The sequence below is a fragment of the Methanolobus mangrovi genome (genome assembly GCF_031312535.1).
Taxonomy (GTDB): domain Archaea; phylum Halobacteriota; class Methanosarcinia; order Methanosarcinales; family Methanosarcinaceae; genus Methanolobus; species Methanolobus mangrovi.
Map to the genome: position 1 here is coordinate 850,715 of NZ_CP133594.1, position 13,971 is coordinate 864,685.

Annotated in this window: 11 protein-coding genes; 7 read left to right on the plus strand and 4 right to left on the minus strand. The window is 40.8% G+C overall.

The window, feature by feature from the left end:
- Positions 1–99: 99 nt before the first annotated feature.
- From RE476_RS04155 to RE476_RS04165, 3 genes are all read right to left on the minus strand, one after another.
- Positions 100–1,743, minus strand: a complete 1,644-nt coding sequence (locus tag RE476_RS04155) for a methylamine methyltransferase corrinoid protein reductive activase (protein WP_309309146.1) — start codon at positions 1,741–1,743, stop codon at positions 100–102.
- Positions 1,744–2,497: 754 nt separating this feature from the next.
- Positions 2,498–3,280, minus strand: a complete 783-nt coding sequence (locus RE476_RS04160) for a helix-turn-helix transcriptional regulator (protein WP_309309147.1) — start codon at positions 3,278–3,280, stop codon at positions 2,498–2,500.
- Positions 3,281–3,400: 120 nt separating this feature from the next.
- Positions 3,401–3,742, minus strand: a complete 342-nt coding sequence (locus RE476_RS04165) for a hypothetical protein (protein ID WP_309309148.1) — start codon at positions 3,740–3,742, stop codon at positions 3,401–3,403.
- Positions 3,743–4,052: 310 nt separating this feature from the next.
- Here RE476_RS04165 and RE476_RS04170 point away from each other — a divergent pair, with 310 nt between their 5' ends.
- The 7 genes from RE476_RS04170 (at position 4,053) to RE476_RS04200 (ending at position 12,882) form a co-directional block, all read left to right on the plus strand.
- Entirely contained in the window at positions 4,053–6,221 is a 2,169-nt protein-coding gene (locus tag RE476_RS04170) for an oxidoreductase (RefSeq protein WP_309309149.1), read from the plus strand.
- 380 nt (positions 6,222–6,601) lie between these two features.
- Positions 6,602–7,267, plus strand: coding sequence for a corrinoid protein (locus RE476_RS04175; RefSeq protein ID WP_309309150.1), 666 nt, complete (start codon positions 6,602–6,604; stop codon positions 7,265–7,267).
- Positions 7,268–7,635: 368 nt separating this feature from the next.
- Positions 7,636–8,655, plus strand: coding sequence for a methylcobamide:CoM methyltransferase MtbA (mtbA, locus tag RE476_RS04180; RefSeq protein WP_309309151.1), 1,020 nt, complete (start codon positions 7,636–7,638; stop codon positions 8,653–8,655).
- 232 nt (positions 8,656–8,887) lie between these two features.
- Complete coding sequence (locus RE476_RS04185; RefSeq protein WP_309309152.1) at positions 8,888–9,730, plus strand: hypothetical protein; 843 nt, start codon at positions 8,888–8,890, stop codon at positions 9,728–9,730.
- 31 nt (positions 9,731–9,761) lie between these two features.
- On the plus strand, positions 9,762–11,171 hold the full coding sequence (locus tag RE476_RS04190; protein WP_406600978.1) for an aldehyde dehydrogenase family protein: 1,410 nt from the start codon (positions 9,762–9,764) through the stop codon (positions 11,169–11,171).
- Positions 11,138–12,064: an SDR family NAD(P)-dependent oxidoreductase gene (locus tag RE476_RS04195; RefSeq protein ID WP_309309154.1), complete on the plus strand. Its 927-nt coding sequence runs from the start codon at positions 11,138–11,140 to the stop codon at positions 12,062–12,064. The genes RE476_RS04190 and RE476_RS04195 overlap by 34 nt, the downstream gene beginning before the upstream one ends.
- Before the next feature lie 20 nt (positions 12,065–12,084).
- On the plus strand, positions 12,085–12,882 hold the full coding sequence (locus RE476_RS04200) for a DUF5714 domain-containing protein (protein ID WP_309309155.1): 798 nt from the start codon (positions 12,085–12,087) through the stop codon (positions 12,880–12,882).
- A 189-nt stretch (positions 12,883–13,071) separates the two neighbouring features.
- On the opposite strand, the gene RE476_RS04205 is transcribed toward RE476_RS04200, so the two are convergent.
- Entirely contained in the window at positions 13,072–13,707 is a 636-nt protein-coding gene (locus tag RE476_RS04205) for a CDGSH iron-sulfur domain-containing protein (protein WP_309309156.1), read from the minus strand.
- Positions 13,708–13,971 lie beyond the last annotated feature (264 nt).

Consider the following 13,971-nt stretch of genomic DNA (forward strand, 5'->3'; position numbering starts at 1 on the left):
TTCGGGATCTGGTTCTCCAATCATGTTTTTAACCATTCATTATATTGATTTCAAATTGTTCTTACACAAATGCAAATTTAAAAAAAATATTGTAGAGGATCATACAACAGACAGATCCCCGGCAGAAACAGCCCTTATTTGCCTGTAATTTATAGCTTTTACAGGACATGCACCAATACACCTCTTGCAGCTCATACCCAGACAAAGGTGTGCGGTGTAATCCACATATATGTGTCCGTTCTTGGGAACCACGTGTATGGCTTTTTCAGGACATTCACGCTCACACATCAGGCATTGCATACATCCATTAGATTCCTCTTCAATTAACATATCGAAATCTTTTAGTATTGCCAGACCCTGGTATCCGGTATCTTCAATATCCTTGTTAACCCTCTGTTCAATCGTTGGAACATGAGTGACATCAGGTAGTCTTGGCAAGCCGTATGCTTCAAGGAAATCATTGTACATTTCAGCCTGCATACCCTCGGTCCAGTAAGAGAGCTCACATGCATATATATTCTTAAAAGTCTCATTGGAAGCCAGCATAATATGATCTGCTTTTATCCTGTCAGCAAGATCAACTATCTCCTGGAGTTTGTAGTTCCCAAGGACAACGTCCCTTGCAAGTTCCAGAGATGTATTTCCAAACTGGACTATCTCTTTGGAGAAAATTGGAGAAAGGCCTATCGTTCTTCCCTTGGCAGCATCAACATATGTGCCTGATGCACCTGACATGTACATGTACTTCAGGTCTTCATATTTTACACCGGATTCTATAAGCAGTGTCAGGTGTGCAGCCCTTATGGCACCTATGGCTTTTCCAGCCTCTGCAATATCTTCATCCGTAAGGAAAATACCCTCACCCAGAACAAGTTTTCCAGTAGGCAATTCCGGTAGTTTTTTGATCAGGCCGGTACTGATTGCAAGTGAGATTGCAGAGATCACACCGGTTCCGGTAATTCCCCTGGGCTGAACTTCACCCTTTTCGATAATAATCCCTGTTACCGGATCTATAAGGTCACCTTTTCCGGGTCCCATATTCTCATCCAGTACGGTTACTCTCCAGAAACCATCCTCTTCATTCACATCGGAAACAGCACCCGGACTTGCAAGCATTCCGCATTTGATACCCTGCCCTTCTATAGAAGGTCCTGCTGCTGCACTACAGGTAACGATACGGTCACCGACCTTCAAAGCCATTTCAGCATTTGTCCCGTAGTCTGTTACAATTGCTATATCATCCTGGTTGATGAAGTCGGTCTTGACCATCATAGCAAGGGCATCAGCTCCTATTTCATGCTCTATCGATGGCAGCACGATTATTTCACATTCATCCAGACCGGAATCTTTGCCAAACATTTCGCTACCCTTGTAGATCATCAGACCTCTTTTTACATTTTCAATACCCAGCCTTCTTTGCATATTCTTACCGGCATAGGCAAGGTCTCTTATTTCTATATTCTGAAAAAGGGATAGCTGAATAGGATTACCACATACAGCCATTTTCTCTATCATGCTAAGAGGGATATGCAATTCATCAAGCATTTTGTGAATTGTATGGGTCATTATCTCATTCGCACTATCCTGACCTACCTGAATTGCAAAACCCAGGTGATCGATGACGTTTCCTCCTGGCAGGGGGTGTCTCATTGTCATCACTGTTTTTATGATGCCTTTGGTTTTGAGATCCAAAAGCTGCAATCTAAATCCACTTGTTCCCAGATCTAATGCAATTCCATACAAACAAATTCCTCCTATTATTTTAAAATCTGAATTATTGATAGTCAATTGTCAATGCGATTATGCATAGAAATAATCTGTAAAATAACTATAAATAACGAATTCGAACAAAAAATAAGAGGCGGCGATATAATCAATGTCCCGAATGAAAATAATACGATTGATAAAACAACAGCAATAATTAAAATAATACGATTGATTTAATCGAAACGGTATTCTGATATTTGGCCTGAAGTTTCAGGTAAAGTAATTAATTGAAAGAGGACAATTAATATTTTCAGTAAAAGTGAGAATAAACATTTACTTTGCAGGATCATTAATAATGTGGAGAGATCCTGCAAAGCGTGTAGATGGTGGTATAAACATCGCACAGTTATTGAGAAATGGTATTTGGTAAGATTCCCAGGGGTTGAACTTAAATTATGGAGGTAGATTTAGTAGACCCGTTAACTGTGAAATTATCTTTGTGCATCTACACTTTCTCTGTCCATAACGGACAGGTGTCGTACAAATCACAGTATCAGGTAAAAGCATATATAATAACCTATGGTTATCAATTAAAGATAATAATATTATCAATAACTCGTTTTCAATTCAAACTGTAGATTTAGAAAATGAGAAATTCAGAATCACAGGCTTGCAGGAAGACAGAGACTAAAGAACTATTAAAGCCTTTGATTTAATCAAAAGCATGAATACTGCCATGCATTAAATTCCCACTGGACAAATAGAATATAGAAGAACAGATATAAAATACTTACTTAACCTGTTCTGCAAGTTGCCTGTAATGATAAAAGAAATCCTGACCCCATTGTCGTGCACTTTTATGGAAACTGATAACCTTTTTGTGGTCAAACAAACCCTTCTTGTTAAAGAAAGAGAGCAAAAGGAGATTATCAGTTACAGAGATTGCACCTGGTTTTATGATATCTTCTTCACATACAAATAAGTGAGAATTCTGGGAATTCATAATTGCGTTATACTGTTCAGTATACTCATCCCTTAATCTTTCATATACAGGTCTGGTAAGGATCAGATTGTAGTTCACTTCTTTTTTTGCCAGTTCAGCATAATTATAAGGGCATGTAGGACAAAAATATGAATAGAATGTACACACGTTCTTTGTCTGTTTAAGGCTTGTAAGCAACTCTTTTGGTGGTTCGAAAAGATGGTTGAGATCTGGTTCATGTATCATTATCTCTCCAAGATCGCCAATTCTGTCCAGCAAAGGATCAGGTACTGCACCCAGATCACGACTTTCCCAAAAATCCTTATTATCCTCAACAACATTTAGTGCTTCTATCAATGGTTTTATCTTTTTCAAAATAATTCTACCGATATGAGTTAGCCTGTACTCATCGTCCTTTTGTTCGATCAGGCCCTGCTCAATAAGTATTTTTACCTGAGCCATAATTGCGCTGGTAGTGCCATTTATAGACTTTTTTATGTCATCAATTGTTGCTGGCCCATCCATTAACATGATAAGGGTATTTTTCCTCTTTTCCGATAGGAATACTGTACTTATCAATTCTGTTTTCATGGTAAGATCACTTGCCTCATTTTTGGTGAAATTAGATTTTTTATCCAATCAAATACAACCAATCTGTGAATAATATGAATAATATAACATCGATCGTTTTTAGCATTCTGAACCTGGTCTTTACTGACCCGGCCTTTCACCGAAAGTACTATGGTATCTTTTTATTACAGAACCAATGTAGTTAGACGTCGTTCTTGTAGCGCTTTTTGACATGAAATTTGTCAGTGGGAACTCAGTATGGCAGTGTGTACAACAGGCACGTTCACATCCCCTTATTAAACTTGGGCATCCTGCACATATTTTTGCTCTTGAGTAGAACAGGTTGAAAGATTTACCGCATTCCGGGCAAAGAAGCATTCGATTCGCATCGTAGAAGCTCTTATTAACTCCTTTTCTTTGCAGTTCAAAAGAATACCGTTCATCACGTTTCAGGTCGTCAATATATCTTTTCTCATCTAACATCTTTTTTTCACCTTTTTGACTGCTAGTATGAGTTTCAATACCGAGATATATATAACAAATTATTAAGAAAAATCAAGTAAGCACAGGAAATCATCAATTGAACAAAAAACAATGGCTTTGATTTAATCAAAGCTATGAACATAACATCTACATTAAATATAAAAGACGGATGTATCCATATTTCTAACCCTACAAAATACTGGAAACTATATTGTAAAGATAATTCGATATTCATTCTGTTACTCTTTTATTACAAAATGGCCGAAAAAACAGTAGTATCTTGTCAGAAATAATCAATTATGAGGGATAAATGGCATTTGAAAAACTATTTGAAACGAGTAATATCGGCAAATGCAAACTGAAAAATAGAATTATCATGGCACCTATTGGTAATATCAATATGGCTGACCAAAATGGCCGTCCCCTCGACAAGATGATAGAGTATTTCATCGAAAGGGCAAAGGGAGGAACAGGTCTATTGATCACAGGCCTTGTCCCTGTTTCTTATGGTATAGACCCTACCCTTACAGAAGAGAACAACACAACTTATTTTCCCCGCATAGATGGTTCATCGAGAACCCGTCTTAGCGGCTGGAGAGATCTTACAGCAGCTGTGAAACCTTATGGCTCAAAGATATTTATCCAATTATCCGCAGGCCTTGGGAGAGTAGGGTCCCCTGAACCTGCATTGAAAGGAAAGATATTGAGATCAGCTTCATGGAATAGAAATTTTTACATTCCACAGGTTCCTCATCTGCCACTTTCTGACCGTAAAATCAAGAAAATTGTCAAAATGATGGGTCAGAGTGCAGCCAATGCGAAGACAGCAGGATTTGATGGTGTACAGATACATGGTCACGAAGGATATCTCATGGACCAGTTAACCTCTGCACCCTGGAACAGGAGAAAATTTGGCAGGTACAGGAATAAGTTCCAGTTCGGTATCGACGTTGTCAGGGAGATCAAAAAACGTTGCGGAGAAGATTTTCCTGTCATGTACAGGATAGACCTGACACAGGCACTACAGGAGAGCTACGGAGACAATGTATTCAAAAGACGTTTTCGTGGAAAAGAAAGGACAATTGAAGAAGGATTGCAGTTCTGCAAGGCACTCCATGAAGCCGGAGTCGATGCTTTTGATGTTGATAAAGGCTGCTACGACAACTGGTTCTGGCCTCATCCACCAGCCTATTTTGACGATGCTGTTTATGCCAGGGAAATGGCTGGAAGATTAAAAGATTTTTTCAGGCAGGAAAATATCGATGCAAAAGTAGTAGCTGTGGGAAAACTGGGGAAGCCTGAAAAAGCTGAAGAGGTACTGAATAACAACTGGGCAGATTTTGTAATGCTCGGAAGACCTCTTCTTGCTGATCCGTACTGGCCTGCTAAAGTAAGGGAAAACAGGGCAAAAGAGATAATCCATTGTATAGGGGATCAGGAAGGCTGTATAGAATCATTCAAAAAAGGTGGACATCCCTGTTGTTCAGTAAATCCCTACACAGGTTTTGAAGATACAAAAAAACTGGTCAGAGCAGATATCATTAAGAAAATAGCCATAATCGGAGCAGGACCTGCCGGCTGTGAAGCGGCTATCACAGCTCATAAAAGAGGCCATGAAGTGACCCTTTTCGAAAAAAGCGAACGAATTGGAGGACAACTGTTTACAGCCAGTAAAATGGCCATCAAACATGATATCAGAAGATATCTGGACAATCTCCAATACCGGATAGACCTCCTTAAAAAAGAAGGGCTTAAAGTTGAATTCAACAGGGAAATAAAGACAGATGATATCAAAAGTAAGTTTGACGTGATAATCTGCTGTAACGGAATGAAAACCTTTCTGCCTTCAATAGAAGGCCTGGAAACTATCAGGCATATTGAAGCCAGGGAATTCTTGAATAAGGAGATGGATCTGCCTGAAAACATTGATAATGTTCTGATAATAGGTGGAGGAATGATAGGTTGTGAGATTGCTTACTCTCTGGCCTATGAAAAAGATATCAACGTAACAGTAGTTGGCAAAAACAAGGAACTTATGCCTGAAACTGTGCTGGCCAACCGTGCCCAGATGTTGTGGATGATGATGGGTAAAGGCTCACCTTCCGGTAAGAAGGAAAATACCTTGAAACGACCTGTCAAAGTGTATAATGCTTCAAAGGTTATCGGGTTTACAAATGGCAAAGCCCACATAAAAGCGAACAGGGACAGGAAGGACCCTTATACCCCCTGGAAGTCATTGATTCCGGAAAATGTCAAAAATCCCTTTGAAAAAGAGCTTTACTCGGATAAGGTGGAAGAGATACTGATCGATACAGATTTTGTTATTTTTGCTATAGGAGGACAGGCAGATGATTCACTTTATTACGATCTGCTCAAAGCAAAAGCTGCCATTGAAGTATATTCTGTCGGAGATTCGACAGAACCCGGAGGGGTCTGGGAAGCTATTAATGGAGCTAATGAGATAGCCAGAAACATTTAATTTGCTTCCATATGATTTTCCTGACAGAGAATGAGGATTTGGCATTTGACACAGTGATATTATTCATGCTTTTGATATTATCAAAGGCTTTCTTTTTTGCTCCGGTGAAGTTTTCCGGCACGTCATAAATCCAGATTACCGGATTTGCAAAATCCACATTTTGAACTGAGAATACCTTATTGATAATATGTAATTCTTTGATTAATTACTACAAGTTATTATATATATCCATATCAGCTAATGGTTTATTGTCAATAATTACAGGTTTTAAGATCTGTTTTATTGACCTCAGAAATAATTTGTGTAACCAATGGGCAGGAATGCAGAAAATGGTAATACCCCATTCCTGAACGTTGATAACAAAAATTTGGAGGTATTCTATGGAAGAAAATGAGATCATCAACGGTTTGACAGATGCTGTAGTTAACGGAAAGAAAGACCTTGCAACTGAATTAGCTCAGAAGGCACTGGATGAAGGTATTGACCCTTACATCGCAGTTATAAACGGTCTTGCAAAGGGCATGGAGATCATGAGCGAGAGATACGAGAACAAGCAGGCATTTATGCCACATCTTTTGATGGCTTCCAATGCAATGTACGGTGGTATGGATGTACTCATCCCTCACATCAAATCAGAAGGTGCAGGCGCAAGAAAAGTTCTCGTTATTGGCAGTGTTGAAGGAGATGTTCATGACATCGGAAAGAACCTTGTCAAAACAATGATGAGTGCTGTAGGTTTTGAAGCAGTTGACCTGGGAAAAGATGTACCTATCGAGCAATTCGTAGAAGCTGCTGTTGAACACAAAGCAGATGTCATATCCATGAGCACACTTATGACATCAACAATGGACAATATGCAGAGAGTTATGGACGGTCTCCAGAGCAGAGGTATCAGGGATAAAATGAAGATCATCATTGGTGGTGCACCTATTACTGCTGATTTTGCAGTTGAGATCGGAGCAGATGCCACAAAGACCGATGCAATGGAAGCTGCAAGATGGGCACATGAAGCAGCCGAAGCTCTTGCACCTGGCAGATGGGATTAAGATGAAACAACTGCAGAAAATCTAATGCACAACAACCCTGCTCGTGATCAGCAGATCTGATCGTAGCACCAATCGAACAGATCTGGATCTTCACAGTAAAATTGCCGGAATCCAACAATCCTGGAAAGGAATCAATCGCATATCAACCATCAAGCCGGCAATGTGAACAAGAGTATGAGGCAATAGATTTTTGCAGGACAGTGGTTGGGATCATTATCGATTAAGGGAGAACTTATCGATTATCCCATGGTTCCAATCACTTTACATTTCATTTGAAAAAAACGATTTCTATCTAAATAAAATATCTGATAATTATTATATTTACATTTACAAATTTACATTTCAATCGATTATAGGAGTTCAGTTCAATGGATGAATACACACCTAAAGAGAGATTAGCACGTGCATTAAGAGGAGAAACTGTTGACAGAATGCCAGCTATATCTGTTACACAAACAGGAACCGTAGAACAGATGGAAGCCTGTGGTGCATTTTGGCCGGAAGCTAACGAGGATGCAGAAAAAATGGCAGCACTCGCCGAAGCAGCCCACACCGTAATAGGCTTTGAAGCTGTACGTGTTCCTTTCGATATTACAGCTGAAGCTGAGTTCTTTGGTTGTGACATCAAAGCAGGTACAAAAGAACAGCAGCCATCTGTCGTGGGACATATTGTTAAATCAATTGAGGATGTCGAAAAACTCAAAGACTACGAGATCAACAATGGAAGAGTTGGCGTTGTCTGCGATGCTATAAAGATCCTTGCAGAAAAGTATGGCGATGAATTACCAATAATGGCCAGTATGCTAGGTCCTTTTTCCCTTGCACAGCACATGAATGGTGACGATTGGTTCATGGCAATTATGACTGATGAGGAATTTGGATTTGCACTTATGGAACTTACAACTGAATTCAACATTGCCTATGCAAAGAAAATGGTTGAGAACGGAGCAGACACCATGGTTATCATTGATCCGACAGCAAGTGCCATGCTCATAGGTGATGAGTTCTACCAGAAATTCGTGGTTCCTGCACACAAGAAAATTGTCGATGCAATGCGTGAACTCGGTGTAGCTACTGTACTTCACATTTGCGGAGATACCACCCCAAGTCTTGGACTCATGGAATCCTCCGGTGTAGATGCTATCAGCGTTGACCAGAATGTGGATGTTGCAACTGCCCTCAGCAAAGTTGACCGTGCTGTCCTCGTTGGAAACCTCGATCCTGTAAGTGCTCTCTGGAAAATGACACCAGAGGACATCAAGAAAGTCTCAAAAGGTATATTGGAATCCGGAGTGGGATTACTGGGTCCAGGATGCGGAATTGTAAGCAAGACACCAAATGCCAACCTTCAGGCAATGGTCGAAATGGCTAAAAGCCACAAATATTAAGATCAAAGATAATTTCTCCGGTTGATATCTTTCATGTTCAAAAACGTTCATCTCTGAGAAATTATTCCTTTGGTAGGGGAGATAAAAGCCTGAGAAATTAAGTTGAACAAATACCAGTTCATCAGGTTCTATACGGCAGATCTACCTCCACACTTCCCTGGCCAGTTAACCTTCCTGGCCTTTTTATTTTTTAAATGGTCATTCAATAAAATGTGAAAAATGTAGTGATAAAATGATATCCCAATTGAGAGTGTTTTTAGGTATCCAGAATCTCCAACTACCCCTGTCCATTTACTCTCTTGGCAGCACACTTAATGAGAAAAGCAAACTTCTTCTTAATAGTGCACAGTACTTTGCCGCGTTCATGCTCTCTGTGATATTCGGAGTTCTGATCTATTACACAAATACTGTTGATGAAATAGTACCAACAGTGATACTTTCGGTTCTTTGGATACTATTCTGGAAGAACACCGATGAAAAGGGCAGAATATTCCTTGTCATAGCATCGGTTTTCGGATATGTGCATGAAATTCTTGGTGTCAGGTACGGATATTTTACATACCTCGGAGGATTCATAGGTGGCTCTCCCATATGGCTGATACCGGGTTACGGAACAATATTCTGGTCATCCCACAATCTATGGAAGAACTTTGAGAGAAAGTATTCAAAGGAACAATGGTTCCATTATAGCAATTATTTCGTAGCTATAAGTCTGGCAGCACTGTTTGCCATTGATTATATTGTATTTGACCTGTCCACTGACCTTGCAGGAATACTCATAAAATTTGCCCTTGCATTCATGCTTTTCAGAACACTCAATGGGTTCAGGCTTGCTTATTTTGTGGGATTCTTCACGGTATTGACAGAGCTTTCGGGTGAATTACTCGGTACATGGTCACATCCGGACTTTTCACTTTTATCGCTTATGGCAGGATACGTGTTCCTCTTATGGGTATGCCTTACGATAAATGATCTTAGCAAAGGCAGGAGTGGCAGAAACACAAAAGAATCAGCAGCTGCAGCTGTGCTTACTACTTTCTACATATTGTCATTACTTGGTCTGATCTCAGTATAAGTTACAAAAGACAAAAGATGTGATAAACTCAATGCAGCCGGATATTAAAACAATATTCAGACTTCAGCAGAATACTGCACCTATATTGGCACTTACAGATGCAAAAGAAAGAATCGAGCGTCTGTTACGCATTGATAATTATCTGAAAGATGAGAAACACCTTGCAGAACTCTATAAAGCCCTGTACAAAGATCTGCGCAAGCCGGAAGTAGAGGTCATATCAACTGAAGTAGGAGTCATTCAGACGCAGATAGCCTACCTGAAAAAGAATTTAAGCAATTGGGCACGGGACCATAAAGCCTCCACTCCACTACCATTGATCGGTACCCGTTCCTACCTTCGTTATGAACCCAAGGGAGTGGTACTTATTATGTCACCCTGGAACTTCCCACTGAACCTCTCCCTTGTTCCTCTGGTCTATGCCATAGCTGCAGGTAATGCTGTCATGTTAAAGCCCAGTGAGATCTCATCCCATACTTCTGTCTACATAAAGAACATGATAGAGGAATTGTTTGACTGGAACGAAGTTGCTGTTATTCAGGGTGATGCTTCGGTAGCCAGTGAACTACTGGAACTGCCGTTCAATCATATTTTTTTCACAGGCAGCCCACGGGTTGGAAAAATTGTCATGGCCAAAGCTGCAGAGCACCTTTGTAGCGTAACCCTGGAGCTTGGAGGAAAATCACCTGCTATCATAGATGAAACTGCAAATATTCCTAAAATGGCAAAACGCCTTGCTTGGGCAAAATCAATAAATTGCGGACAGACCTGTGTAACTCCCGATTATCTCATCCTGCATGACTCAATAAAAGACTCCTTCATCAATGAGTTCGAATCGTCACTCAAAGAGTTCTATGCACCTTCTGATAAGGGTATAGACCAATCACCGGATTATTGCAGGATAATAAATGACCATCACTTCCAGCGACTTAATTCCCTGTACGAGGATGCACTTGAAAAAGGAGCATGTGTACTGACAGGAGGTGAACTGGATGGCACTGACCGTTTCATTGCCCCTACTATTCTCGATAACATTTCAGAAGAAATGAGCATTATGCAGGAAGAGATATTCGGTCCTCTGCTCCCTGTAATAAGCTACAGTGACAGGTCAATGGTGAAGAAAATCATCCACAACCATCCGAATCCACTAATGCTCTACATAGCCAGTAATGACAAAAATAACATCAGGTATTACATGGACGGTAACCCTGCCGGAGGAACGGTCATCAATGATTATATGCTCGGTTACAGCAACCCGAACCTGCCCTTTGGAGGAGTGAATAACAGTGGCATGGGAAAGTCACTTGGATTTCATTGTTTTATGGAGTTTTCCAATAAGAGAAGCATAATTCATCGTAAATGGGGATCACTGAGTATGATCTACCCTCCATATAATGACCGTGTCCAATGGTTAGTGAAAATGATGTACCGGTGGATGTGACCATGAGCGGTAAGAATGATTTCAAAGCTCATCATGCAAACTCCGTTAAAAGAACTGCATTGATTACCGGAGGAGCAGGGGGTATCGGACAGGAATTGGCAAAGCTCTTTGCACGTGACAGTTACAATCTGGTACTGGTCGATAGAAATGAAGAGGACCTGGAATCTGCAAAAAATAAATTGCATGCCGTTAATCCAGATATTCGAATACTGCTGCTGGAGCAGGATCTAACGAGTCAGGATGCTGCAAAGAAGGTATATGAATTTACCCAGAAACATGACCTTCAGATCAATGTGCTGGTTAACTGCGCAGGTTTTGGCACTTACGGTTTTGTCAATGATATTGACGATGACAGGGAACTGGATATGCTGCAACTGCACGTGATAAACCTCTACCGTATGACACGTCTTTACCTGAAGGATATGGTAGAGCGGAATGAGGGACAGATAATCAACATGTCATCAATATCGGCCTTCCAGCCAAATCCTTATTTTGCTACTTACGGTGCCAGTAAAAGTTTTGTATTGCAGTTCAGCAGGGCACTGAATTACGAATTGAAAGAGAAGGGATTGAATGTGAAGGTGCTGGCTGTCTGCCCTACTGCAGTGAAGGATACAGGATTTAAGGCATTTGCCGGGATGGAACACACCAGAGCTTTCCGTTCATGGATGGTGGTCAATGCCAGCATTGTTGCACGTGATACATACCTTGCAATGGAATGTGACAGGGATCTTGTCATTCCAGGCAGGGGTTTTGGTCTGTTACAACGTATCACCAGCCGTCTGCCTGTAAGTTTGCTGATGAGGATATCACGTTCAGAGCTGAAGGAAACCGCCGGGTTCCTTTCAAGAGAAATGTTCACCTGCTCTTCTGAAAAAGGAGCAGATCAATAGATGTATTTGAGGTGATTAAAATGGATATTGGATATAAGGAAAATGCAAATAATGATGTCTGTGGGATGAAAGATGTTCATATTCCTATGAGCTCAGTTTCAAGTACAGATAACGTGCCCGGTTGCAAGACAGATTGCCTTGTCTGTGGTACCGATGTCGATTACCTGAGTGAGCCGGTAAGTGCCAGCTGCTATTATTGCGGAGTTGAGGAGGGGACATACTTCGTATGCAAAGAGAAACATTATGTGTGCAATAATTGTCATTCTAAAGATGCAATCACCATTATCGAGAATATCTGCAAGACCACATATCTTGCCGATCCGTTGTCGATAGCAGAGATTATAATGGAGCATCCGGGTATTCATATGCATGGACCGGAACACCATGCTCTTGTTCCAGCAGTTCTTGTGGCTGCCTACCAAAACTATATCGGTGAAACTGACAAAAAACCCATTCTTGAAGCGATCAAGCGCGGAAGTAACGTTCCCGGTGGCTATTGTGGCCTTTACGGAACATGTGGTGCAGGAGTCGGTGTGGGAATCGCAATGTGTGTCCTGCTGGAAGCCACTCCCCTGAAGCCTGAAGAAAGATCACATGCCAACTGGGCGACATCAAGGACTCTTAACTCCATCGCAGATGCCGGTGGAGCCCGATGCTGTAAGAAGGCAACCCGTATCGCACTGGAACAGGGAATGAGATACCTTTCAGATATGTTCGACCTCGAATGGTACAAAAAAGCAGACTTCCACGTTAAGTGCAATTACACCCAGTACAACAAGGAATGTGACAGGAATTGCAGGTATCGAAGTGATGCCTGAATCCTATTTTCTTTTCAGGAGATTCATTTTATTGTGATCTGTGATCTTATAGTAAGGTAATGGAAATGCAAAAATTTATTTAATGGCGAAATGTATCGCCATAAAAACGTGATCATGTATTTGTACAATCACTTGAGCCTATTCTGAAGACGTTCTCTTTCTGAAGACCGTATCAAAGATCAAGTGGATTCAATTCTTCTCATCTTTGAATTCAACATCATAGTGACTGCCGTCACAGAATGGTTTATTTTTTGAGGCTCCACATCTGCAAAGGGAATAATGGTCCTGGGTTTCGGGTTCTGAACCATCGGGATCATCAAGCCTGATTCCTGTAACATTGTAAGGTCCATCTTTTAGAATTGAGATTTGCGGTTCTTGTGAGTATTCCTTATGCAATTCTCCGTTGATGGTATAACTCAGCGCACCGGAAGGACAGGACCTGATGAGAGCTGCTATTTCTTCCGGGTCTGCAGCATCCGGATCTGCCCAGGGATCTCTACCCCTTTCGAAAACCGAAGGCAGATTATGAACACAGTAACCTACATGGCAACACACACCTCTGTTACGATAGATGCTGATATTTTTCCCGACGTAAGTCTCAACTCTGTCGGGAACACGGTCTTCTTCTTTTTCCCCGGAAAAACCCTTCATTGCATGTGTTCCATCACAGAATGGCATATTCGATGACCCACCACATCTGCAAAGTGTCATAACGGGTTTTGTGTCAATGAAAACACCCTTTGAATTCCTGAGTGTTTTTACATTTTTCGCAATGTATGGGCCATTTTTTGATACTTTTATCGAAGGTCTGACATCTTTATCCACTGGAATACCTCTCTAAATTAAAATCTGTGTGCATCCAATTTCTAATTTTTGCAGGAAAGTACATCATAAAGAAATCAACGAGAACCCTACACTACACGTCAAAAAACTCAAAGGCTCTCCAAAATCTCCTTTGTATTCACTAAAAGTTGGAGTTTATCGTGTTATCATGAGTATCGAGGGGGGTAAGGTGAAGAAATAATAAAATATCGATAGAGCAAAAGCAGTTCATTGGTTCGAATCATACTCTTAGCGCAGCTATATTGG

Excerpts from the sequence above, each read along its gene's own strand:
- RE476_RS04160 (WP_309309147.1), bottom strand. The coding sequence starts at position 3,280 with ATGAAAACAGAATTGATAAGTACAGTATTCCTATCGGAAAAGAGGAAA.
- RE476_RS04165 (WP_309309148.1), bottom strand. The coding sequence starts at position 3,742 with ATGTTAGATGAGAAAAGATATATTGACGACCTGAAACGTGATGAACGG.
- RE476_RS04170 (WP_309309149.1), top strand. The coding sequence starts at position 4,053 with ATGGCATTTGAAAAACTATTTGAAACGAGTAATATCGGCAAATGCAAA.
- RE476_RS04175 (WP_309309150.1), top strand. The coding sequence starts at position 6,602 with ATGGAAGAAAATGAGATCATCAACGGTTTGACAGATGCTGTAGTTAAC.
- mtbA (WP_309309151.1), top strand. The coding sequence starts at position 7,636 with ATGGATGAATACACACCTAAAGAGAGATTAGCACGTGCATTAAGAGGA.
- RE476_RS04185 (WP_309309152.1), top strand. The coding sequence starts at position 8,888 with ATGATATCCCAATTGAGAGTGTTTTTAGGTATCCAGAATCTCCAACTA.
- RE476_RS04190 (WP_406600978.1), top strand. The coding sequence starts at position 9,762 with ATGCAGCCGGATATTAAAACAATATTCAGACTTCAGCAGAATACTGCA.
- RE476_RS04195 (WP_309309154.1), top strand. The coding sequence starts at position 11,138 with ATGGTTAGTGAAAATGATGTACCGGTGGATGTGACCATGAGCGGTAAG.
- RE476_RS04200 (WP_309309155.1), top strand. The coding sequence starts at position 12,085 with ATGGATATTGGATATAAGGAAAATGCAAATAATGATGTCTGTGGGATG.